A 22,867-nucleotide genomic window follows, 5' to 3' on the forward strand; every position below is an offset into this window, starting at 1 on the left:
GTCGATGATATCGGCAAATCGGTTCGCGCCGTAGCCCCTTCGGCAACCGCCCGGACGCCATGTCGGGCCCGCGATGCCGTTACAATCGCGCGATGACCACGCCAGACCTCATTTTCGTGCTCGGCGGCGCCCGCTCGGGCAAGAGCGCCTATGCCGAGGGCCTCGCCGGGGCCAGCGGCCGCGGCGTCACCTACATCGCCACGGCCCGCGGCGCCGATGCCGAGTTCAGCGAGCGGATCGCTCACCACCGCGCGCGGCGGCCGGCGCATTGGCGGCTCGTCGAAGCCGGTGCCGCGCTCGACGATGCGCTTCGCGCGGCCGACGGGGACGATGCCTGTGTACTCGTCGACTGCCTGACGCTATGGCTCGCCGGTCTTCTGTGCCCGCCCGAAGCATGCGGCCCCGCGGCTGTGGACGCCGACGCCCGGATCGACGCGTTCATGGCGGCGCTGGCGGCCGCTCGCGCGCGCGTCATCGTCGTCAGCAACGAGATCGGCCTGGGCGTGGTGCCGCTCGGTTCGGTGACACGCCGCTATGTCGATGCGCTCGGCCGGCTCAATCAGCGCGTGGCCGCGCTCGCGCCCGAGGTCACGCTGATGGTGGCGGGCCTTCCGCTCGCCGTCAAAACGGCGCCGCGCCCGATGCGAACCGCCTGATGCGCAAGCTCGTCGAAGCGCTGACTCTCGCCATTGCATTCGCCTGGGCCGCCGGTTCGCCGCTGCCCGCGCGCGCGGCCGTTTCCGTCGTCGACGACGCGGGCCGCACCGTCACGCTCGCCCAGCCCGCGGCACGCGTCATTTCGCTCGCGCCGCACACGACGGAGCTCGTCTATGCAGCCGGCGGCGGCGCACGGCTCGTGGGGGCGGTGTCCTATAGCGACTATCCGCCCGAAGCCAACGCGCTGCCGCGTGTGGGCAGCAATTCCGCCCTCGATCTCGAGCGCATCGTCGCGCTCAGGCCCGAACTCATCGTCGTGTGGCGGCATGGCAACGACACGCGGCAGCTCGATAAGCTGCGTGCCCTCGGCATCCCGCTTTTCGTCAGCGAGCCGCACAAGGTCGATGACGTCGCGACGAATCTGGAACGCCTCGGGACGTTGCTCGGCACCGAAAGCACGGCCCGCGCCGCGGCGCAGCGCTATCGCGACGAAATCGCCCGGCTGCGGGCGCGCTATGCGGCGCGACCCGTGGTCAGCGTGTTCTATCAGGTCTGGGACCGCCCGCTCCTGACGCTCAACGGCGCGCATATCGTCAGTGACGCCATTGCGCTATGCGGCGGACGCAACGTATTCGGCGAGCTGGCCGCTCGCGTGCCCACAGTGTCGGTCGAAGCCGTCGTCGCGGCGAACCCCGAGGCCATCGTCACGGCGGCCAAGGGTGCCACCGCGCCCTCACCCGACGCGCCGCTGCCCGATCTCGCGCGCTGGCGCGCCTGGCCGCGCATGACTGCCGTCGCGCGCGGCAATCTGTTCGCCATCGACGGCGACCTGATCAACCGGCCGGGGCCACGTCTGGCCGAAGGCATCGATGCGCTGTGCCGCGACCTGGAAACGGCTCGAGCGAAACGGCCTGCCTCGGGCGCAGCCGCCGGGGCTTCGGACGCGCACTGAGCGAATCCACCTCGGTTCATCGATCCGGTCGACCCGGTCGACCCCGTCGACGGCCAAATGTCATCCATTCCACCGAATCACGCGCCAGGCGTCGCCCTCCTCGTCTCCCCGGAGCCAAACGATGCCGGCCATCGCGACGGGCCACGCAAGTGTGCGCTCGAGCGGTACGACAAGTGCGAGCGACGCCAGCATACGGATCACGCCCGCGTGCGTGACCGCGATCGTCGGCGCCTTGCTTCCTCGCTGCCCCGCTCCCGCGGCCTTGCTCGCCCGTTTCCAGGTCTCGAACCATTCGCCCACGCGTGTGCCGAATTGCGCCACGCTTTCGCCGCCGTGCGTGCGCGCGTGGCGCAAATCGGCAGCCCAGGCGTCGAGCGCCGCACGGTCGATGGCATCCCATCTGAGACGCTCCCAGGCGCCGAAATCGATCTCCTGGACCCTGGCGTCGGCGGTCTCGGCGCAGTCGAAGCGGCGCGCCAATTGACGCGCCACGCCGGCGCACCGAACGAGCGGACTCGTGACGAGCGCGCGCGGCAGGGGGACATCGAGTGCCGCCAGCCGCGCGAAGATGGCGGCAGCCGCCTCGCGCTCGTCGACGGCGAGCGGCACGTCGGTGCGCCCGTAGCAGACGCCGCGCTCGACAGCCGGCGGCGGATGGCGGATCAGGACGAGATCCATGCGAGAACGACGAGGTAGATCGCCAGCTCGAAGACTTGCTGCGCGAAGCCCAGGCAATCGCCCGTATAGCCGCCGAGGCGCCGCTGGAAATAGCGCGACATCAGCATGCGCAGCACGGCCGCCACGGCCAGCGCGGCAAGCCCGGCGCGCCAGTCCGGCCAGAAGAGCCAAGGCAGTCCGAGTGCAGCGATGAGGCCGTACGCGCGTACGGACAGGCGCCGCACGACAGCGCCCGCCTTGCCTTCGGCTCGCGCGTAATCGAGCGTGACGAGCAGACTCGCCGCGAGCGCCCGGCTGGCCGCATGCGCGGCCACCATGACCCAGGCAGCCAGGAGCGGGGGAAGCGCGGCGAGCGCCTGCCATTTGATGGCGAGAGCCATGACGAGCGCGATCGCGCCGAACGCACCAATGCGCGGATCGCGCATGATTCGCAGGACATCCTCGCGCGCCATGCCGCCGCCGAACGCGTCGCAGCAGTCGGCCAGCCCGTCTTCGTGAAAGGCCCCCGTTACCAACAGTGTCGCCGCCATCGAAAGCAGTACGGCCAGCGACACCGGGAAAACGCGCCACGCCAGCAGGTAGACGAGCGCGCCGAATGCACCGACCAACGCGCCGATGAGGGGGAAGTAGCGGATGGCGCCGGCCAGATCGCCTTGCGCGGCACCGACGCCATACGGTACCGGCACGCGCGTGAAATAGCCCAGTGCCGCGCACAGATAGCGCCACTCGGCACGCGGATCGAGGCGGCGCACGCGCTCGGTCTCCTCGCCGCCGGCATGGCGCGTCACGATGTGCCGCGCCCGCCGCGGAGCGGGTCCGACGCGCCGGGTTGCCCTGTTTGGCCGGCGTCGCAGCACCCGGCTACACCGGCGGACTCGAAGCTCGCCATCTCGTTGAGAAACGCGACCGCCGCGCGCAAGAGCGGCAAGGCAAGCGCAGCACCCGTGCCCTCGCCGAGCCGCATGTCGAGGGCTAGCAGCGGCTTGGCGTCGAAGGCGTCGAGCATGCGCCGGTGACCCGCCTCGTTCGACAGGTGCGCGAAGACGCAATAATCGCGCACCGCCGGCGCGAGCGCGTTGGCGACGAGAAACGCCGCCGTGGCGATGAATCCATCGACGAGGATCGTCATCTTCGCCTCGGCCGCGGCGAGATAGGCGCCGGTCATCATCGCGATCTCGAAGCCGCCGAACGCCGCCAGGGCGTCGAGCGGCTGCGTCGCGCCTGCGTGGCGCGCCAGCGCCGCGCCGAGCACGCGGCGCTTGTGCGCAAGCCCGGCATCGTTGAGTCCGGTGCCCCGGCCGACGCACTCGTCGATCGGCACGCCTGCGAGGCGGCTCATCAGGCATGCCGCGGACGACGTATTCGCAATGCCCATCTCGCCGAAGCCGATCACGTTGGTGCCGAGCGCCGCATGATGACGCACGCGCTGCGCGCCGGCCGCGATGGCCGCGAGCGCCGCCTCGCGCGTCATGGCGCACTCGCGTGCGAAGTTGCGCGTGCCGCGGGCGATGGGAATATCGACGAGCCCTGGCAACGCGTCGAGCGTCGCGGCCACGCCCGCGTTGACCACCTCCAGCGTGAAGCCGGCCACCGAGCTGATCGCATTGATCGCCGCGCCTCCGGCGAGAAAGTTCGCGACCATCTGCGCCGTGACCGCCTGTGGATAGGGGCTGACACCTTCCTCGGCGATGCCGTGGTCGCCCGCGAAGACGATCATGGCCGGCCGCGCGAGCGTGGGGTGCGTCGTGCGCTGGATCATGCCGATCTGGCATGCGAGCGCTTCGAGCCGGCCAAGGCTGCCGGGCGGCTTGGTCTTGCCGTCGATGATGCGTTGAAGCTCGGAGCCGAGCGAACGGTCGAGCGGTTCGACGACGGGCAACGTAACGGAGGCGTTCATACCTTTCCTATGGGTTCGGTCGAAATCATCGTGCCGATGGCGAACGATTTCGCGAAAGAATCGGCATAAGCCGACATGCGGCCAGGTTCACTGGGGGGTTCAAGGTTCGGGGGACTCCCTTTCAGGTCGACACAGCGCGGGCACGAGCGCCTCGTGACCGTCGGCTTCGATCAGCACGAGCGGGTATCCGAACACGCGGCTCGCGAGTTCGGGCGTGAGCACGTCCCGCACGGGCCCGGCATGCGCCGTACCGTCACCGGGCATCAGCAGCGCGTGGGTCGCGAAACGACGCGCGAGGTTCAGATCGTGACAGGAAAATATGACTGTGCGCGGACTTTCTCGGGCCCAGTGCGCGAGCAACGTCAGACAGTCGATCTGATGACGCAGGTCGAGATGCGCAAGCGGCTCGTCGAGCAACAAAAGCGGCGCATCCTGACAGAGCGCGGCGGCGAGCGCCACGCGCTGGCGCTCGCCGCCCGACAGCGAACGTACGTCGCGTGCCGCCAGTTGGGCAAGCGCAAGCGCGTCGAGCGCCGCGTGCGCGGCGGCGCGATCGCGCTCAGTCTCCCAGCCCCAGCCGCCAAGATACGGAAAACGGTTCAGAAGCACGATGTCGAACACCGTTGCGCTGAACGCGTCGTGCATGTTTTGCGGCATCAGCGCACGGCGTTTCGCGAGCTCGCCCGGCCGCCAATCGCCGATCGGCACACCATCGAGTGCAACGCGCCCCCGCGCCGGCGGCACGAGCCCCGCGAGCGTCGAAAGCAGCGTCGTCTTGCCCGCACCGTTCGGACCCGCCACGCACCAGAGCTCGCCGGCGCCGAACGTCTGCGTGAAATCGGCCAGCAAGACGCGCTCGCCTGCGTCGAGCGCGAGCTCGTACGCCGCGAGCGTCGAAACGACCATTCGCGCGCTGCTCATCGCGACCTCCGCGCCAGCATCCACAGAAACACCGGCACGCCGAACAATGCCGTGATCACGCCCACCGGCAACTGCGCCGGCGCGGCGACCGTGCGCGCGAGCAGGTCGGCACTCATGACGAACAGCCCCCCGGCCAGCGCGCTCGCCGGCACGAGCATGCGCTGATCGTTGCCGAACGCGAGACGCAACGCGTGCGGCACCACGAGGCCGACGAAGCCTATGGTCCCCGCCGTCGTCACCGCTGCGGCGGTGGCGAGCGACGCGACCAGATAAATGCGCAAGCGCAGCTGTCCCGCGTTCACGCCTAGGGCGAACGCCACCGCTTCGCCGCGCGCGAGGACATTGAGCTGCGGCGCAACCGATGCCGCCGCGGCCAGCGCGAGCGCGAGCGCCGCCAGCGCGGGCCATGGGCTGGCCACGCCGTTGAGGTCGCCCGCGAGCCAAAAGAGAATGCCCCGCAGCCGCTCGTCCGGCGCCAGCGTCAGCAGGAGCGTGACGCCGGCCCCCCAGCCCGTGGCGAGTACGACACCGGTGAGCAACAGCCGCGGCGACGCCTCTTGCGGCTCGCCGCGGGCAAGCGCACGGCGGGCGAAGCCGAGCACGAGCGCGATGGTGAACAAGGCCCCCGCGAACGCAGCCGCATCGACGAGCCACCATGCCGCGCCCGCGAGCAAAGCGCCGATCGCGAACACGGCGGCGCCGCCCGATACGCCAAGCACGTACGGTTCGGCAAGCGGATTGCGCAGCAGCACCTGCAGCAGCGCGCCGGCCAGCGCAAGCAAAGCGCCACAGCCGAACCCCGCGAGTGCACGCGGCAGACGAAGACTGCGCACGATTTCGTCGATCGTATCGGCGCCCGCCGTGCCGGAATGTGCAAGCGCGCCCAACGCGCGCAGCGGCGGGACGCTCACACTGCCGAGCGTCAGCGCGGCGACGAATACGATGCCCGCCAGCGCGGCCAGCGCAAGCCAGATGGCGATCGCGCGTTGCGCATTCATGGCCTGAGCCTCCGCCGAGCCGCCCAAAGCACGATGAGCGCCCCGCTCGCGCGCGCACGCGCGCTACTGCTGTTGCCAGCCGAGCGTGATGAACGCACTGCGCCGCGGCGTGTTGTAGGTATAGGCGAGCTCATAGTGCTTATCGAAGAGATTGTCGATCTGGGCGGCCACGTACCAGGCCTTCGTGATGCGGTAGCGCGCCGAGAGGTTCACGACGCCATATCCTCCCAGGACAGTGCCGCTATCGTTGCGCGCGCCGCTCGCGATCCACTCGCCGCCGACGCGCCATGTGCCGATGCTCCGGTTCGCCGCAAACGATGCGAAGTGCCGCGCACGCCGGTTCAGATCGACGTGGGCATCTTCGTCGACGGGGTTTTGCACCGTGAGCGCTGCCCGGATATCGGTCTTGCCGAGGTGACCGCGCCACGATGCCTCCAGGCCCTGCACCTTCGCGCGCCCCACGTTCTTCGCGATATAGAAGAGCCCGCCTTGTGTCGGCACATAGTTGATGAGGTCGCTGTAGTTCGTCTGAAAGGCGGTAAGGCGCGCCACGCCGAATGCATCGGAAGCATACTGCAGCGCCGCCTCGAGAGCATGACTGCGCTCGGGCCTGATCGATCGATTGCCGCTGCCGGGGTAGTACAGATCGTCGAAGCTCGGGGCCCGGAACGCGCTCGCATAGCTGAAGCGCGCCCCCCAGTGCTCGGTGATGTCGTATCCGTAGCCGAGGTAGTAGGTGTTCGCGCCGCCGAAATCGGAATACTGATCGCGGCGCACGTTCGCCTGAATACGGCTCGCGCCGAATCGGCCCGTATAGCCCGCGAATGCCGAATCGACGCGCCGCGCGGGCGCGGCGAAGATATCCGACTCGAGCGATTGATCGAGATGCTCGTAGCCGAGTTGCAGCGTATGGTCCGGCGACAGCTTGAAATCGTTCTGCCACGTGTACTGGCGGTTGTTCGTATCGAAGCGGTTGTCGTAGACGCCGTTCGTTTTCTCGACACTGCGATCGTCGCCCTCCGCTACGGTGAAGTGGGTGGTCCACCGATCGCTCAGCTTGCTGTTCGCGAATACGGAGACCTCGCGCACTTTGCTATAGAGGTTGTTCAAATCGGCGGGCATTCCGAACGGGTTGTCGAAACTCGCGTTGCCGTTCGATTGAAAAAAGCGCACGCCCGCGTCCCACGTGTCGCTGAACCGATGACGAATCGCCGCCGACACCGTCTCGTTGAGGTAACCGTTCGCATTGGGATTGGCATTCGGAGCAAGCGCCGGGTCGATCGACGAAAAGCCATCGTTCTTGAAGCGCGAAACATCGAAGCTGAAGGTCGTCTTGCCTTCCTTGTCCAATGCGCCATCGACACCCGCTTCCTGCGTTTGCGTGTGATAGCTGCCGTAGCCGAGCGAAAAATGAAAACGCGGCGGATGATTGCCGCCGTCTTTCGTGAAGACCTGCACGACGCCTCCCATCGCGCCCGAGCCATAAAGCGCTGAGACGTCCCCGTTCACGACCTCGACATGGTCGATTTGCGACAGCGGAAGCTGCGCGATCTGCGCCTGCGCGAGACTGACCGAATCGACGCGCACCCCGTCGATCAGCACGAGCGATTGCGTCGGCGAGCCGCCGCGCAGCGTCAGCGACGCATTGCCGCCGGGCCCGCCGTTACGAATGAGCTGCGCGCCCGGCGCGAGCGACAGCAGCCCCGGCAGATCGATCGCCGTCGAATCCTCGATATCTTGCCGCGTAAAACTCGTGGTTTGCGGGATCGCATCGGCGAGGGCCTGCGGCGAACGCCGCGCCGTCACGACGATCGGCTCCAACGTGCCAAGGGTCGAATCGGATGCGGTGGGGGTGGAGATGGAACCTGAAGCCGAAACCGTCGACGAACTCGACGGTGAATCGAAGGCGGCCGATTGCGCGAGCGCGGCAAGCGGCAGGCCTGCGAACGCAACGCACGCCGCGCGGGGCATGGACAAGGACATCGTTGGTATTCCCATGGGTCGGCAGGCAGCCCGCTTCCCCGCAGGCCGCCCCGTCATGAGCACGCCCCGAAACACGCGATGCAGCATCGCGTTGCCGTCGGGAGCGGCGCTCCCCCTTTGGCCGGTATCCGGGCTGACGAGCTCTCGAATCCGCCTTCCCACGCGCCAAGGCGCGCAGTGGCTTCGGATCGATTTCGCCGCGACGAACGCGGACGACGCATCGCTTACCGTTGCGGGGGCAGCACAGGTTGACGCGCGAAACGCCGCACGCTCCCTGTTTCCCGTTTAACCGCGCGCATCGGAAACGAACGCGCGGGCACCAAAGTGCCGCAAGTGTAGGAGCGGGCCCCTTGAGCGTCAAGAATCGACCGTTTTGGCGTCTCGGGCGGCAACATCGGCACAAATCGACAGGATGTTGTTACGTCTCGAAACGAGACAAGGATCGGACGCTCGCGTATTCCGCGCTAAAATGCGCAAGTCTTTAGAGGACGCAGCAGATGCTCACCGAACTCGAAACCCTGTCACACAACATCGGCCGGCTGATCGCGATCAACGAACGCCATCAGCAGGCCCGCCACGCGCTCGAAGAGCAGCTTGCGCAATTGCGCGCGGAAAACGACTCGGCCCGCGCCGAGCTCGAACTCCTGCGCGACGAACGCAATGCCTTGCAAGTCGAGCGCGATACATTACTTGCCAAGATCGACGATGCGCAGGTGCGCCTGAACGCCATTCTCGAAAAACTGCCGCGCACGAAGGGCCCGTACGAAGGCGATAACCAGCTCGATCTGCTCGCCGAACCGGGCGAGCGCGAAGCGCCGCACGGCAATTCGGCGAACGCGGCGGCTCAGCAGGGAGAAAACGCATGACGACGAAGCAGATCGAAGCGACGATTCTCGGGCAGACGTACCGTCTTGCGTGCTCCCCCGAAACCGAAACGCAACTGCTCGACGCCGTTGCGCGCGTGGACGCCGAAATGACGAAAGTCCGCTCGGTGAGCAGCGTGCGCGGCACCGATCGCATCGCAGTCATGGCGGCCCTCTCGCTCGCGTCGGAACTGGTCAAGCTGCAAGAAAGTATCCGGCATGGGGAAGCATTCCCGGCCGAGGAAATCAGGCGTACAATGCGTCAAATGAACGAACAGCTTGGCGCGGTGCTGGAGCAAAGCGAAGCGCGGTAGCCGTTGCATGAGGCACGACGCTTCGAGCACCGGTGGTTGTGACTGTTCGGTATGTTGAGCTTTACACAAGTTTTACGGCTTCCCTGCCTGGTTCGCCAAGGTCATAAATTCCTTGAACCAATGCCATGTGCACGGTTGCGGAAATTTGCAGCACGGGTGTGCGCGTCACTCTGTCTGATGTACCCGAAGTGCGGCTAACTGCGACCAATTCTGAACTCCCGGTTCAGGATGCCGGCCTAGCGGCTAAGGCGGGGACTTTATTCGACGGCATCGGTTCTACCGATGCCGTTTTCATTTGCGGCGCGAGAAGGCCAAAACTACCGGGCCGTGTTGGTTTCATCCACCGTTGAACGCATTCAATCGATCCTATGCGCTATTGGCTGATGAAGTCCGAACCGGACGAAGCGAGTATCGACGATCTCGCCACCGCTTCCTCGCGCACGCTCCCCTGGACCGGCGTACGCAACTATCAGGCGCGCAACTTCATGCGCGATACGATGCAGCTCGGCGACGGTGTGCTTTTTTACCATTCGAGCTGTCCCGAGCCCGGCATCGCGGGGATTGCCCGCGTGGTCTCCGGCGCCTATCCCGATCCGACGCAGTTCGACCCCAAAAGCGTGTACTTCGATCCGAAATCGACACGCGAGTCGCCGCGCTGGATGCTGGTCGACGTCGAGTTCGTCAAGAAAATACCGCTCATTTCGCTCGCCGAGCTGCGCAAACATCGCGAGCTCGCCGACATGCGCGTGCTGGCGAAAGGCAACCGCCTGTCGATCACACCCGTCACGGAAGCCGAATGGCGCTTCATCACCGAACGGCTGGCGTGAACCTCATCCATCGATTTTTCCAAGAAAAAGGACCTGAGAGATGACAAGAACGACCGCCACTGTTTTCACGCTCGTTGCCGCCGCCGCACTGACGTCTGTTGCCCCATTCGCAACCGACGCGGCGCGCGCGGCCACTCCGCCGTCCGCGGAGAGCGCGCCGGCCGGTGTGTTGTCGCTGTCCGCGCAGGCGAGCGACGAAGTGCCTCAGGATGTCGTCGACATCACGCTGTTTTACGAACAGGAAGCCGCCGATGCGGCTTCATTGACGGATGCCCTCAACAAACGCACGGCCACGGCGCTTGCGCAGGCAAAGAGCGTGAGCGGCGTGAGTGCACATACGGGCGCGTTTTCGATCTATCCGTCGACCGATCGGAGTGGCCGCATTTCCGCCTGGCGCGGACGCACGGAAGTCGTGCTCGAATCGCGCGATTTCGCCGCGGCGTCGAAGCTTGCAGGGCAAATGAATACGTCGATGCAAGTCGCCAATGTCTCGTTTTCGTTGTCGCCCGAAGCGCAGCGCACGGCGGCCGAACACCTGACCCGGCAGGCGATCGACTCGTTCCGCAAGCAGGCCGAATCGGCCGCGCAGGCCTTCGGTTACAACGGCTACACGATACGGCAGGTCAACATCGGTCAGGAAGCGCCGCCGCCGAGACCGCTCTTCGCCATGCGCGCGATGGCTGCGGCGCCAGCCGCGGAAGCGGCGCCGCTGCCCGTCGAAGGGGGCAAGGCTCGTGTGAGCGTGAATGTCTCGGGTTCGGTGCAAATGACGCGGTAGGCGCGGTTCCCGCTCATTGCCGGCTTGCGCTGGCGCCAGCCAGCGCTGCCGTCCGCGCTGCCGCCTCAGCGGGCAAGCGCGGCAGGCGCCTTGTCCGCGCGACGGTACGACCACGCGAACAGCACGATGCCCACGACGATCATCGGCAGCGAGAGCCACTGCCCCATCGACATGCCGAGCGCCAGCAGCCCGAGGAAGTCGTCCGGCTCGCGCGCGAACTCGACGATGAAGCGGGCCAGCCCGTAGCCCATCAGAAACACGGCGGAGGTTGCACCGACGGGCCGTGGCTTGCGCGAGAAAAACCAGAGCACGAAAAAGAGCACGATCCCTTCGAGCGCGATCTCGTAGAGCTCCGACGGGTGCCGCGGCAGCATATGGTACTTGGCGAAGATTTCGCCGAGATGCCAGCGCGCCGCGAGCTCGGGATGCGCGATGAGCCAGCGCGCGTCGTCTTCCGTCGCGTTCTGAAACAGCATCGCCCACGGCGCGTTCGGATCAGTCACGCGGCCCCAGAGTTCACCGTTGATGAAGTTACCGAGCCGGCCGGCCGCGAGCCCGGCGGGCACCATCGGCGCGACGAAATCCGTCACCTGCAGCCAGGTGCGCTTGCGCTGGAACGCGAACAGCATCATCGCGAGCGTGACGCCGAGAAAGCCGCCGTGAAACGACATGCCCCCCTGCCAGACCTTGAAGATGTCGAGCGGATGCATGAAGTAGTAGTCGGGCTTGTAAAAGAGCACGTAACCGAGCCGCCCGCCGACGATCGTGCCGAGCACACCGTAGAACATCATGTCGTCGATATCGCGCACGCTCCAGCCTTGCGCAGCGACATGCGGCAACCGCAGGCGCAGCCGGCCGACGACGATCGCCATCGTGAACGCGGCGAGGTACATCAGGCCGTACCAGCGCACGGCGAGCGGTCCGAGATGGATCGCCACCGGATCGAAGTTGGGATGAATCAGCATCGTATAGGCTTAATTGGCATAGAACGGTTGATCGACGGGTAGGACCGCGACGGCCGGCCCGCGCCCGGGTGGCGGCGGCGCGACGCCACGGTCATGCCGACGCATTCGCACCGGCGTTCGCCGCCAGTGCCGCGGCGTGACCATGCACGACATCCAGGAACCCGGCCAGCACGGGACTGACATCGGCCGTGCGCCAGACGAGCCCGGTCTCGACGATCGGCGCGCGCTCGGCCAGCGGTCGATAGACAACACCGGTGCGGCGCAAGTTGCGCAACGATTGCGGCACGAGCGCCACGCCCATGCCTGCCGAGACCAGGCTGACGATCGTTTGCATCTGAATCGCCTCCTGGCCGATGCGCGGCGTGAGCCCCGCGGCACCGTAGCAGCCCGTAATGATGTCATAAAACCCCGGCGCCAAACGACGCGGGAAGATCACGAGCGGCAACTGGGCCAGATCGGCGAGCGTCACGGGTGTCTCGTCCCATTCGGGCGGCTCCCCATGCCGATTGCGCGAGCGCACGCGCGCGGCAGTGCTGGGCAGCGCGGCGATAAGCGGCTCGCGCATGACGGGAAGGTAGGTCAGCGCCGCCGCGTGTCGCGGCGGCAAAGGCGCGATGACGAGCCCCGCGTCGACGCGGCCCGCCACGAGCTCGTCGATCTGCACGTCGCTCGTCGCTTCGGCAAGCTGCAGCCGCACACCGGGGTAGCGTCCTGCGAATTCGCGCAGAAGCTGCGGCAACAATCCGTAATCGGCCGTCGAAACGAACGCCAGTGCCAACGTACCGGCCTCGCCCCGCGCCAGGCTTTGCGCGAGGGGGCGCAGGCCCTCCGCCGCGGCCAGCAGCTTGCGCACCTCGGGCAGCAAATCGGCGCCTACCGGCGTGAGCTCGACGGTACGCTTCGTGCGCGCGAAAAGCGCGACGCCGAGTTCCTCCTCGAGTGCGCGGATAGCTTGCGAAAGCGGCGGCTGGGTCATCGCCAGCCGCTTGGCGGCACGGCCGAAGTGCCGCTCCTCGGCTACGGCGACGAAGTAACGCAATTGCCGCAGATCGGGCGTCATGGAGGGCTCCCTTCCCTTTCGGGTTTCGATCGTCTGATATGTTTTTCGACTTAATCAGCCCTCAATAATATATTGGACACGCGTATCGAGTCAGGGCATTCTGGCGCCACCCCACGCGAGGCTGCTGCGGCATGCGGCCAATGCGCCCGCATCAGGCTTTGCGTGCACGGCATCTACAGGCAATCGAACGAACCCGGAGTCCCCATGGCTTACAACCGTCGCTCGCAAAACATCACGCAGGGCGTTGCCCGCGCGCCGAACCGCTCGATGTACTACGCGCTCGGCTACAAGAAGGACGATTTCGACAAGCCGATGATCGGCGTCGCCAACGGTCATTCGACCATCACGCCTTGCAACGCGGGCCTGCAACGCCTCGCCGATGCCGCCGTGAGCGCCGTGAAAGACGCGGGCGCCAACCCGCAGATATTCGGTACGCCGACGATCTCCGACGGCATGTCGATGGGCACCGAAGGCATGAAGTACTCGCTCGTCTCGCGCGAAGTCATCGCCGATTGCATCGAGACTTGCGTGAAGGGTCAGTGGATGGATGGCGTCGTCGTCATCGGCGGATGCGACAAGAATATGCCGGGCGGCATGATCTCGCTCGCGCGCATGAACGTGCCCGGCATCTACGTCTACGGTGGCACGATCCGTCCCGGTAACTGGAAGGGCAAGGATCTGACGATCGTCTCGTCGTTCGAGGCCGTCGGCGAATTCACGGCCGGACGCATGTCGCAGGAAGACTTCGACGGCATCGAGCAAAACGCCTGCCCGAGCACCGGTTCATGCGGCGGCATGTACACGGCCAATACGATGAGCTCGTCGTTCGAGGCGCTCGGCATGTCGCTGCTCTACTCGTCGACGATGGCCAACCCCGACGATGAAAAAGTCACGTCCGCGGCTGAGTCGGCCCGCGTGCTGGTCGAGGCCGTCAAGCGCGATCTGAAGCCGCGCGACATCATCACGAAGAAGTCGATCGAAAACGCCGTGGCCGTCATCATGGCGACGGGCGGCTCGACGAACGCGGTGTTGCACTACCTTGCGATTGCACATGCGGCCGAGGTCGAATGGACGATCGACGATTTCGAGCGCGTGCGCCAGCGTGTGCCCGTCATCTGCAATCTGAAGCCGTCGGGCGAATACGTGGCGACCGATCTGCATCGCGCGGGCGGCGTACCCCAAGTCATGAAGATTCTGCTCGACGCGGGCCTGCTGCATGGCGATTGCATCACGATCACCGGCAAGACCCTCGCCGAAGAACTGAAGGACGTGCCGAGCGTGCCGCGTGCCGATCAGCAAGTGATTTTCCCGATCGACAAGGCGCTTTACAAGGAAGGCCACCTCGCCATTCTGAAGGGCAACCTCGCGACCGATGGGGCCGTCGCCAAAATCACCGGTCTCAAGAACCCCGCGATCACGGGCCCTGCACGCGTATTCGACGACGAGCAAAGCGCGCTCGCCGCGATTCTTGCCGACCAGATCCGGCCCGGCGATGTCCTCGTGCTGCGCTATCTGGGCCCGCAAGGCGGTCCCGGCATGCCCGAGATGCTGGCACCCACGTCGGCGCTGATCGGCAAGGGCCTCGGCGAATCGGTCGGGCTCATCACCGACGGCCGTTTCTCGGGCGGGACCTGGGGCATGGTGGTCGGTCACGTCGCCCCCGAAGCATTCGTGGGCGGCACGATCGCATTCGTTCAGGAGGGCGATTCGATCACGATCGATGCACACAAGCTGCTGTTGCAGCTGAATGTCGACGATGCCGAACTCGAACGCCGCCGCGCGGCGTGGAAGCAGCCGGCGCCGCGCTACACGCGGGGCGTGCTGGCGAAGTACGCGGCGCTTGCGCGGCCCGCGAACAAGGGCGCGGTCACCGGCTGACGCCGGGCACGCATTACGCGCCCGGGCGGCGCGATGCGCGGTGCGCCGCGAGTTCCTCGCGCACCGCGTCGCGCACCCAGCCCACCACCTCCCCTTCGAGGGCGAGCGCGACTTCACGCGTCACTTGCCGGACGAGCCAGCTCGTGTGCTCCTGCAAAGCGTCGCGGCAACGTGCTTCTATGACCGCTCGCCCTTCTTCGCGCAGGTAGCCTGCAAACCGCACGCGCAGACGCTCGGCAAGCTGCTCCGCATCGCGTTCGGACAAATCCTCCGCGGCAGGCAGTTCGACGGCAGGCGCGGCTGACGACAGCGGCGCCGAGGCCTGAGCCTGTTGTTGCGCCGTTGCGTCTAGCGCTGCTTCGGCTTGTCGCTCCGCTTCAGCTTGTCGCTCTACCTCTGCCTGTTGCTTTGCCGCGGTCGATGCCTCGAGCGGCGCTTCAACTGGCGTATCGGCCGGCGCTTCCGCGGATGTCGATGGTGCAGCGGCAGCCGGCTCGACAAACTCCTCGATCTGCGCGGCTCGGACCGCTTCGGTGCTCGACTCCGTCGGGCGGCGTGCCTCCTGCTGCTCCACGGTCGCGAACGATCGCGCCGATTCGTGCATCGACGGCTCGCTTCGCGTCGCGGCATCGGGCTCGTGCTGTGCCGTAGGGCGCGGCATGGGCGGCCGCCCCGCCACGAGTACGTCGGTCAGCACGGGGAGCGAATCGGGATCGCCCGGATCGCTCGAATGTTCGGGATGCTTGGGATCGGTCACGATGGGTCTCCCTTTCTCTTGGATCGGCCCGTTAGGCTGGACGGCCCGGGCGTTTGCGCCACGATGGCATGCCAGCCTTGCGGGTGTCGGACAAACGCTAGTGCGCCATCTCAGGCGCCCTGCTTGTAGTTGTTGAGCGCATAGCCGCGGTCGCGATAAAAGCGATAACGCTCGCGGCCCGCAAGCAACTCGTCCTCGGCATTCCCGACGACTTCGAGCAGACGCTCGAAGCGCGCGAACTGCGCCGGCACCGTCGCACCGAGATTGAGCAAGACGCGATGGTGAGGCGCCGCTTCGAGATCGGTCGCGAGTACCACGGGCGTGCGCTCGGCGAGCGGCTGACCCGCCATGCAGTGCGGCACGAACTCGAGCGGCGAGAAGGTCCACAACCGCTCGTCGAACGCCCGCAGGCGCGCCGCGTCGGCCAGCACGACGATGGGCTGACCGGCCAGGTAGGCCTTGCGGGCGAGCCGGCACGCGTAGAGCAGCGAGTCGCCGACATTCGTATGAAAATCGATGCGCGTCACCGCGGGCTCCTCGTCGCGCAAGAGGCCATGCGTGCCGCCATCACTGCGCCGCGCGGTCGATGAGGAACTGGGTGAGCAACGGCACCGGCCGGCCCGTCGAACCCTTGGCCGCCCCGCTCTTCCATGCCGTACCTGCAATATCGAGGTGCGCCCACGGATAGGCCGAAGTGAAGCGCGACAGGAAGCAGGCCGCGGTGACGCTGCCGCCCGGGCGCCCGCCGATATTGGCGACATCGGCGAAATTCGATTTGAGCTGCTCCTGATACTCCTCGTCGAGCGGCATGCGCCAGGCCGGATCCGCGGCCTCGCGCGCGGCATCGAGCAGCTCGCCGGCCAGCGCATCGTCTTTCGAAAAGAGTCCGCTCATATGATGGCCGAGTGCGATCACGCAGGCTCCCGTCAGCGTGGCGACGTCGACCACGGCCGCCGGCTTGAAGCGCTCCGCGTAAGTCAGCGCGTCGCAGAGCACGAGCCGGCCTTCGGCATCCGTATTGAGGATTTCGATCGTCTGGCCCGACATGCTCGTGACGATGTCGCCCGGCTTCGTGGCCGTGCTGCTCGGCATGTTCTCGCACGCCGGCACGATGCCGACGACGTTCAGCTTCAGGCCGAGTTCCGCAACGGCACGCAGCGTCCCGAAAACGGAGGCCGCGCCGCACATGTCGTACTTCATTTCGTCCATGCCCTCGCCGGGCTTCAGCGAAATGCCGCCGCTATCGAACGTGATCCCCTTGCCGACGAGCACGATCGGCGCCGTCTTGGCGCCGGCGCCCTGATACTGCATGACGATGAATTGCGGCGGCTGGGCCGAGCCGCGCGTGACCGACAGCATCGAGCCCATCTTGAGCGCCTCGAGTTGCTTCACGCCCAGTATCTCGGTCTTCAGATTCCATTCCTTGCCGAGCTTTTTCGCCGTGTCGGCGAGGTAGGTCGGCGTGCATACGTTACCGGGCAGATTGCCGAGATCGCGGGCGAGGTCCATGCCGTTCGCCAGTGCGGCGCCTTCCTTGGCCGCGGCCTTGGCGAGCTTCTCGTCCGCCGCATCGACGCTGAAAACGATCCGCTTGAGGTTGCGTTTGACGGGCTCGGGCTTGCCCTTCATCTGCGTGAACTGATAGGTTTCGGCCCGCAGCGCGAGGATGGCGGCTTTCACGGCCCACTCGCCGCCGCGCTCCTGGATCGGCAGTTGGCTCAGCGTGAACGTGACCTGTGCGATCTTCGTGCCGAGAATGGCGCGCCAGGCGGCGCGCACGGCGTCGCCGTAGGCCTTCTGCCCGAAGCCGTCCTGCTTTCCGAGCCCGACCAGCAGCAAGCGCGACGCGCCGATGCCGGAGACCTCCGGCAAAAAGAGGGTCGTGCCGCTCTTGCCCTGCATATCGCCGGCCTTGACGATGCGCGTAATGAGCCCTTTGGTGGCCGTGTCGATCTCGAGCGCCGCCCCGTTCAGGGTTTGCGACTCGAAGACGCCCAGCACGATGCAATCCGATTTGCCCGTCAGGAAACCGTTCGTCGTGCCTTTCGTCCACTCACAGGCTTTTATGCTAAAGTCCATCGCGCTCGTCCTCGGATAAAATTCGGCTACTGCTTTGAAGGAAAGTAGCCGCAATTATCCGCTATTTTTTTGCGGCGTCGGACCGCGACGCACACCGTCCGCGTTCTCCGCCCCCGCCATCTCTCGCCGACAATGATCTTCGAACGCTCCTTGCAGCGCGAGCTCGCATATACGGCAGGCGCCGTTTTCATGGTGCTGCTGACCATCTTTCTGACGACGATGATGATCCGCATCGTCGGCTTTGCCGCTTCGGGCGAAGTGGACCCGAAGGACGTTCTCGTGCTGATCGGGCTCACCGTCATCGGCTATCTCGCCGTGATGCTCGTGGTGACGCTGTTCGTCTCGATTCTGTTCGTCCTGACGCGCTGGTACCGCGATTCGGAAATGGTGGTCTGGCTCGCCTCCGGCGTGAGTCTCACGCGCTTCATCAAGCCGATCGCCACCTTCGCGGCGCCGATGCTGCTGCTCATCGCGTTCTTCGCGTACGTGGGCTGGCCTTGGTCCAACGCGCAAAACAAGCTTATCCGCGCGCGTTTTCAACAGCGCGACGAGGTGTCGCTGCTGGCGCCGGGCCAGTTCCGCGAATCGCCCGCGAGCCATCGCGTCTTTTTCGTCGAGAAGATGACGCCCGACCAGGCCAAGGTCGAGAATGTCTTCGTGACGAGCACTGAAAACGGCAAGGTGAGCGTCGTCGTCTCGAAGCAGGGTCACACCGAAACCGAAAAAGACGGCGCGCGATTCGTCGTGCTCGACAATGGCCGCCGCTATGACGGCGAGCCGGGCAAGCCGGACTTCCGCATCATGGAATTCGAGCGCTACGGCGTAAAGATCACGCAACAGCCGGTCGTCAGCAAGCCATCGACAACCGGTCTGCCTACACTCGCGCTGTTGCGCCACCCGAGCAACACGAATCTCGCCGAGTTCGCCTGGCGCACGGGGCTGCCGCTCATGGCCATCAATCTGATGCTGCTCGGGATCCCGCTCGCCTATCAGAATCCGCGTCGCGGGCGCACGATCAACCTCGTCATGGCCGTGCTGATCTTTCTGACCTACTCGAACCTGCTCAACGTCGTGCAGTCGTGGGTCGAACAGGGTCGGATGTCGTTCGTCGTCGGCCTGCTGGGGCTGCATGCGGTCGTGACGGCGCTCGTCGTCGTCGTGTTCTGGCTGCGCGTGCGCAACCGGCCGCTGATCTCTCGCGCGCTGTTCAAGCGCGCGGCAGGAGCGTGACGCGATGCGCATCTACGAAAAATACTTCGCCCGCCAGATCTATCTCGCGTTCATCTTCATCCTGTTCGCGTTCTCGGGGCTCTTTTTCTTTTTCGATCTGATCAACGAGCTCAACACGGTCGGGCACGGCAACTACAAGTTCGGTTATGCCGTGCTTCGCGTCGCGCTGCAAACGCCGTCGCGGTTCTACGAGATCATCCCGGTGGCGGCGCTGATCAGTGCGATCTACGTCTTCGCGCAAATGGCCGCGAGCTCCGAGTACACGATCTTCCGCGTTTCGGGGCTCGCTACCGGGCAGGCGCTTCGGTCGCTGCTCAAGATCGGCATTCCCATCGTGGCACTGACCTACTTCATCGGCGAAGTCGTCGGGCCCTATACCGATCAATTATCGGAGCGCGTCCGGCTCGAAGCGCTCGGCTCTGCCGTATCGACGAATTTCGCGTCGGGCGTCTGGGTCAAGGACACGCTCGGCGCGCGCGAGAACGGCGAGCGCATCACGCGCTTCGTCAACGTGGGCGAGTTGATGCCCGACACGTCGATCAGCAATGTGCGCATTTACGAGTTCGATCCCGGGTTCCGGCTGACGAACATACGCATCGCGCAAAGCGGTCGCTACCAGGGTAACGGCCATTGGTTGCTCAAAGGTGTCACCGATACCGAGCTCACGAGCATCGCGCCGCCCGACGCGCACCCCGCCGACGCGCTGAACCCCGTCTATCGTGCGGCGCAGACAACGCTGCCCGAATATTCGCTGCGCTCGGAGCTCACGCCGCAAATCCTCTCGGTGCTGCTGATCGCGCCCGACCGGATGTCGATGTTCAACCTGTTCCGGTATATCCAGCATTTGACCGAGAATCGGCAGGACACTCAGCGCTACGACATCGCACTCTGGAAAAAGCTGCTCTATCCGTTCGCCGTGCTCGTCATGCTCGTGCTGTCGCTGCCGTTCGCGTACCTGCATACGCGTGCGGGTGTGGTCGGCGTGAAGGTATTCGGTGGCATCATGCTCGGCATGAGTTTCCAGCTCATCAACACGCTTTTTTCGCATATCGGCATGCTCACCACATGGCCCGCGCCGATGACAGCGGCCACGCCCGCACTGATCTACCTCGTGCTCGGCTTCGTGGCGCTGAAGTGGGTCGATCGGCACTGACGTTCGGAGCGCGATCATCATGACGACGGTACGCAACGGCATCGTTCTCTTCGGCCACGGCGCGCGCGACGCACGCTGGGCCGAGCCGTTCGAACGGCTCGCTGCGAAGCTGCGCGGTCTAGCCGGCCCCGACGCGCGCGTCGACCTGGCATTCCTCGAACTGATGACGCCGGATCTGCCGACGGCCATCGCGGCGCAGGTGGCGGTCGGCTGCACGGTGGTGACGGTGGTGCCGGTGTTCATCGGCATAGGTGGGCACATCCGGCGAGATTTGCCTGCTGTCGTCGACCAATGCCGCGCCGCGCACGCGGGTGTCGAGATTCGCTGCGCTCAACCCGTCGGCGAAGACGACGCGGTACTCGACGCGCTCGCCGCGTACTGCCAACGGCTGATCGGCGTACGCGATCAGCGATAGGGCCAACACTGACGAGCCGGGTGCCTCGCTCGTGTTCACGAAAGCTCCCCATCTTCTGCCTTTCCTCGCCGCCTCTCGCTGAAAGCCGCACTGCTCGCCTGAGCTTTCGAGAATTCGTTTCCTCCCCCCGGCCTTCGCCTCCATTCCGTTGGAATCAGACGAAGGGTCCTAACATGCGCTCGTTCCAGGTGCATAGCACCGGAAATAAGGCGCCGCTCCGTCGCAGTCCCGCTCCACCCACGTGACGGGCGACGAACGTGCGGTCGAATCTTCGACAGGAGGATTGACATGAGAGTTGGAGACACAGGAGATACACAAGGTGCGTACAGGCCTCGCCAGGCAGCAGCTCGGCTGTCGGCGGACGGTGCCGATAGCGATACGCTGGACCTCGGTCGGTTGCACAAGAGTCACCGCGGCCACCCGTTGGAAGGCCCGCTGAGCCATTTGCGGGCTATGCGCCTCGCGCAACCCGGCGACGCGCCGCGCCTTGCGCGCGCTACGTTCTCGGACGACGGCCGCGACAGCCGATTTGCATCGGTAACGGATGGTGACGGTACGGTCTTCGACAGTGCGCCTGTGCACGCTCAAGCGTGGTGCGTCTTCTTCGAGCAGTGTTTCAATATCAAGGTCGAAGCCGACGAGCCGAATCACTTCCACGGCAGCGACGAAGAGATCGTCATCCGGGAGATCCGTAAGCGAGAAAATCGCGACCTGACCACGGAAGAACTGAAGCTCTACGAAAAGAAGGACGAGATATTCCGAGACCTCGTCAGGAAGAACGGAATCAAGCCGGTGCGAGGAGCGCCCGAATTTTTCGCGCACGTCAGGACCCATGGGCCGGTCGCGCTGGTGACGAACAGTCCCGGAGAGAGTGTGGACGCGATGAAATACTGGACGGGGACACGCGACGCATTCAGCTACACGGTTACCGGAGATGACGTGAAGCAGAAGAAGCCCGCACCGGAAGGCTATCTCAAAGCAGCGGAGTTGCTAGGGGTGCCCCCTGACGAGCTCGTTGGATTCGAAGATACGCCGGGAGGAGAAGAGGCAGCGCTGCGAGCGGGAATACGCGAGATGTATATCGTCGGCAACACGGTTGCGCGGGACGACTTTCCCGCAGCGGACCATCACCGAATATTCGGGGTGGATTACCACGAGCTGAGTAAAGCTTTGCGGATCCCGGAAGCATTACTGCGGCAGCACCGCATTCCTCGGCTCTGAAGCGCGCGCCGAACCGTAGGCCCGTCGAGAGGAGGACGCTAGGCCGCAGCGCGCGCGGGCCGTTCGTCGACCAAGCCTTGCCCGCTGGCGTCCTGTGTCCGCGCCCCACGCTCGGCGAACGCCTCGCCGATCATCAGCAGGCTCGGCTGAGCCGGATCGAGCCACTGCTGGGCTTCGCCCGCCGCGAGCGCTTCGAGCGTCAAGGTCAGCGTACGCTCGCGGGCGGTACTGCAAGCTTCCACGATCGCAACCGGCGTCGCGGCAGCCCGTCCCGCATCGATCAGTTGCTGCGCGATCTCGGGCGCGCTGTCGCGGCCCATGTAGAAGACCAGCGAATCCGCATTGACCTGCTCGCGGATTTCCTGCGAATCCGGTGCGCGGCTGCGCGTGGCCAGCGCCACACTGCGCGAAACGCCGCGCAAGGTCAGCGAGCGCTTGACGGCCGATGCGGCCGCGAGCGCCGCCGTGATGCCCGGCACCACTTCGTACTCGATACCGGCTTGCTCCAGTGCGCGCATTTCCTCGTCGGCGCGGCCAAACAGCATCGGGTCGCCACCCTTCAGCCGCACCACGAACTCGTGCGTCAGCGCCGCATCGACGATCTGCTTATTGATGAACTGCTGCGCCGTCGAGCGCCGACCGCAGCGCTTGCCGACAGCGATCTTGCGAGCCGTCGGCGCGTATTCGAGCATTTCCGGTTCGACCAGCGCGTCGTGCAGCACCACGTCCGCCATGCCCAATAAACGGGCACCGCGCACCGTAATGAGGTCCGCCGCTCCTGGCCCCGCACCGATCAAGTACACCTTGCCCATACGCCATCCGTCCCGTTCGAGTTCATGCGGCCGTCTGTCGCCTGCTTGGTGGGTCTCAGGCCGCGTCAGGCAGAGTATGCACGAATCATGCCGGCGGCCACCGTATGATGCGTGGCCTCGTCGATGAGCACGAACGCGCCCGTCGCCGGCTGCTCGTCATACACGTCGCACACCACCGGCTTTTGCAGCGTCAGCGACACGCGCCCGATGTCGTTCATCGTCAGCGCATGCCGCTCGCTCGTGTGCGCGAGCGTATGTACGTCGAGCACTTCCTTGACCGCCCCCACGCGCGCGAACACCGTGTTCGTCGTCTGCTTGAGCAGATACTTGCGCTGCGTCGATAGCGGCTCCTCGTCGAACCAGCACAAGTCCGCCTCCAGCTTCTTCGCCGGCTGCGGCGCACGCTGCGCCGCCACGAACGTGTCGCCG

The 22,867-nt window shown here is 65.8% G+C and carries 24 protein-coding genes, 1 other RNA gene and 1 riboswitch; of the genes, 12 read left to right on the top strand and 13 right to left on the bottom strand.

Annotated features, from left to right (window positions below; genetic code table 11):
- Positions 1-92: 92 nt before the first annotated feature.
- On the top strand, positions 93-656 hold the full coding sequence (gene cobU / locus ACO1XS_RS06620; protein ID WP_486390268.1) for a bifunctional adenosylcobinamide kinase/adenosylcobinamide-phosphate guanylyltransferase: 564 nt from the start codon (positions 93-95) through the stop codon (positions 654-656).
- A complete protein-coding gene (locus ACO1XS_RS06625; protein WP_331568400.1) occupies positions 656-1,609 on the top strand; it encodes a cobalamin-binding protein in 954 nt (317 codons plus the stop codon). The genes cobU and ACO1XS_RS06625 overlap by 1 nt, the downstream gene beginning before the upstream one ends.
- A gap of 60 nt (positions 1,610-1,669) precedes the next feature.
- Here the strand turns inward: ACO1XS_RS06625 and ACO1XS_RS06630 are convergent, their stop codons facing one another.
- The 6 genes from ACO1XS_RS06630 to ACO1XS_RS06655 all read right to left on the bottom strand — a co-directional run bounded on the left by ACO1XS_RS06630 (position 1,670) and on the right by ACO1XS_RS06655 (position 8,086).
- Complete coding sequence (locus tag ACO1XS_RS06630; protein ID WP_331568399.1) at positions 1,670-2,287, bottom strand: histidine phosphatase family protein; 618 nt, start codon at positions 2,285-2,287, stop codon at positions 1,670-1,672.
- Positions 2,272-3,075, bottom strand: a complete 804-nt coding sequence (locus tag ACO1XS_RS06635; RefSeq protein WP_331568398.1) for an adenosylcobinamide-GDP ribazoletransferase — start codon at positions 3,073-3,075, stop codon at positions 2,272-2,274. The genes ACO1XS_RS06630 and ACO1XS_RS06635 overlap by 16 nt, the downstream gene beginning before the upstream one ends.
- Positions 3,072-4,184: a nicotinate-nucleotide--dimethylbenzimidazole phosphoribosyltransferase gene (gene cobT / locus ACO1XS_RS06640; protein ID WP_486390269.1), complete on the bottom strand. Its 1,113-nt coding sequence runs from the start codon at positions 4,182-4,184 to the stop codon at positions 3,072-3,074. Before cobT ends, ACO1XS_RS06635 begins: the two co-directional genes overlap by 4 nt.
- A 99-nt stretch (positions 4,185-4,283) precedes the next feature.
- Positions 4,284-5,105 carry an ABC transporter ATP-binding protein gene (locus ACO1XS_RS06645; RefSeq protein WP_486390270.1) on the bottom strand — a complete coding sequence of 274 codons (822 nt, stop codon included), beginning with the start codon at positions 5,103-5,105 and terminating at the stop codon, positions 4,284-4,286.
- On the bottom strand, positions 5,102-6,103 hold the full coding sequence (locus ACO1XS_RS06650; protein ID WP_331568395.1) for a FecCD family ABC transporter permease: 1,002 nt from the start codon (positions 6,101-6,103) through the stop codon (positions 5,102-5,104). Before ACO1XS_RS06650 ends, ACO1XS_RS06645 begins: the two co-directional genes overlap by 4 nt.
- 63 nt (positions 6,104-6,166) lie before the next feature.
- Entirely contained in the window at positions 6,167-8,086 is a 1,920-nt protein-coding gene (locus ACO1XS_RS06655) for a TonB-dependent receptor plug domain-containing protein (RefSeq protein ID WP_486390271.1), read from the bottom strand.
- A 102-nt stretch (positions 8,087-8,188) separates the two neighbouring features.
- Positions 8,189-8,424, bottom strand: a riboswitch (cobalamin riboswitch).
- A gap of 159 nt (positions 8,425-8,583) precedes the next feature.
- Between ACO1XS_RS06655 and ACO1XS_RS06660 the strand changes: the two genes are divergently transcribed.
- From ACO1XS_RS06660 to ACO1XS_RS06680, 5 genes are all read left to right on the top strand, one after another.
- Entirely contained in the window at positions 8,584-8,952 is a 369-nt protein-coding gene (locus ACO1XS_RS06660) for an ATPase (protein ID WP_173259339.1), read from the top strand.
- Positions 8,949-9,263 (top strand): cell division protein ZapA, encoded by a 315-nt coding sequence (locus tag ACO1XS_RS06665; protein ID WP_331568393.1) that lies wholly within the window; start codon positions 8,949-8,951, stop codon positions 9,261-9,263. Before ACO1XS_RS06660 ends, ACO1XS_RS06665 begins: the two co-directional genes overlap by 4 nt.
- Before the next feature lie 77 nt (positions 9,264-9,340).
- Positions 9,341-9,522: non-coding RNA, 6S RNA (gene ssrS / locus ACO1XS_RS06670), on the top strand.
- Between the two features lie 109 nt (positions 9,523-9,631).
- Entirely contained in the window at positions 9,632-10,090 is a 459-nt protein-coding gene (locus ACO1XS_RS06675; protein ID WP_331568392.1) for an EVE domain-containing protein, read from the top strand.
- A 40-nt stretch (positions 10,091-10,130) separates the two neighbouring features.
- Positions 10,131-10,868: an SIMPL domain-containing protein gene (locus ACO1XS_RS06680; protein WP_486390272.1), complete on the top strand. Its 738-nt coding sequence runs from the start codon at positions 10,131-10,133 to the stop codon at positions 10,866-10,868.
- A gap of 65 nt (positions 10,869-10,933) precedes the next feature.
- Here the strand turns inward: ACO1XS_RS06680 and lgt are convergent, their stop codons facing one another.
- Together lgt and ACO1XS_RS06690 are read right to left on the bottom strand one after the other, a co-directional pair.
- A complete protein-coding gene (gene lgt, locus ACO1XS_RS06685; RefSeq protein WP_331568390.1) occupies positions 10,934-11,833 on the bottom strand; it encodes a prolipoprotein diacylglyceryl transferase in 900 nt (299 codons plus the stop codon).
- Between the two features lie 91 nt (positions 11,834-11,924).
- A complete protein-coding gene (locus ACO1XS_RS06690) occupies positions 11,925-12,893 on the bottom strand; it encodes a LysR substrate-binding domain-containing protein (RefSeq protein WP_331568389.1) in 969 nt (322 codons plus the stop codon).
- A gap of 204 nt (positions 12,894-13,097) precedes the next feature.
- Between ACO1XS_RS06690 and ilvD the strand changes: the two genes are divergently transcribed.
- Positions 13,098-14,771 (top strand): dihydroxy-acid dehydratase, encoded by a 1,674-nt coding sequence (gene ilvD, locus ACO1XS_RS06695; RefSeq protein ID WP_486390273.1) that lies wholly within the window; start codon positions 13,098-13,100, stop codon positions 14,769-14,771.
- 13 nt (positions 14,772-14,784) lie between these two features.
- Here the strand turns inward: ilvD and ACO1XS_RS06700 are convergent, their stop codons facing one another.
- The 3 genes from ACO1XS_RS06700 to ACO1XS_RS06710 form a co-directional block, all read right to left on the bottom strand.
- Entirely contained in the window at positions 14,785-15,528 is a 744-nt protein-coding gene (locus ACO1XS_RS06700; RefSeq protein WP_486390274.1) for a DUF2486 family protein, read from the bottom strand.
- Between the two features lie 110 nt (positions 15,529-15,638).
- On the bottom strand, positions 15,639-16,055 hold the full coding sequence (locus ACO1XS_RS06705) for a DNA polymerase III subunit chi (protein WP_440559581.1): 417 nt from the start codon (positions 16,053-16,055) through the stop codon (positions 15,639-15,641).
- Between the two features lie 40 nt (positions 16,056-16,095).
- Positions 16,096-17,607, bottom strand: a complete 1,512-nt coding sequence (locus ACO1XS_RS06710; protein WP_486390275.1) for a leucyl aminopeptidase — start codon at positions 17,605-17,607, stop codon at positions 16,096-16,098.
- Between the two features lie 132 nt (positions 17,608-17,739).
- On the opposite strand from ACO1XS_RS06710, the gene lptF reads away from it, so the two are divergent.
- From lptF to ACO1XS_RS06730, 4 genes are all read left to right on the top strand, one after another.
- A complete protein-coding gene (lptF, locus tag ACO1XS_RS06715; RefSeq protein ID WP_331568384.1) occupies positions 17,740-18,837 on the top strand; it encodes an LPS export ABC transporter permease LptF in 1,098 nt (365 codons plus the stop codon).
- A 4-nt stretch (positions 18,838-18,841) separates the two neighbouring features.
- Positions 18,842-19,990, top strand: a complete 1,149-nt coding sequence (lptG, locus tag ACO1XS_RS06720) for an LPS export ABC transporter permease LptG (RefSeq protein WP_331568383.1) — start codon at positions 18,842-18,844, stop codon at positions 19,988-19,990.
- 19 nt (positions 19,991-20,009) lie between these two features.
- The gene (locus tag ACO1XS_RS06725) at positions 20,010-20,405 is read left to right on the top strand and encodes a sirohydrochlorin chelatase (RefSeq protein ID WP_486390276.1); all 396 of its coding nucleotides are present in this window, start codon (positions 20,010-20,012) and stop codon (positions 20,403-20,405) included.
- A gap of 288 nt (positions 20,406-20,693) precedes the next feature.
- On the top strand, positions 20,694-21,626 hold the full coding sequence (locus ACO1XS_RS06730) for an HAD family hydrolase (protein ID WP_486390277.1): 933 nt from the start codon (positions 20,694-20,696) through the stop codon (positions 21,624-21,626).
- A 38-nt stretch (positions 21,627-21,664) separates the two neighbouring features.
- Here ACO1XS_RS06730 and cobA read toward each other — a convergent pair whose 3' ends face one another.
- Together cobA and ACO1XS_RS06740 are read right to left on the bottom strand one after the other, a co-directional pair.
- Positions 21,665-22,438 carry a uroporphyrinogen-III C-methyltransferase gene (cobA, locus tag ACO1XS_RS06735; RefSeq protein ID WP_331568380.1) on the bottom strand — a complete coding sequence of 258 codons (774 nt, stop codon included), beginning with the start codon at positions 22,436-22,438 and terminating at the stop codon, positions 21,665-21,667.
- A 65-nt stretch (positions 22,439-22,503) separates the two neighbouring features.
- A partial coding sequence (locus ACO1XS_RS06740; RefSeq protein ID WP_486390278.1) for an elongation factor 1-alpha C-terminal domain-related protein occupies positions 22,504-22,867 on the bottom strand: 364 nt, incomplete at its 5' end.

This window comes from Trinickia sp., from assembly GCF_057351765.1.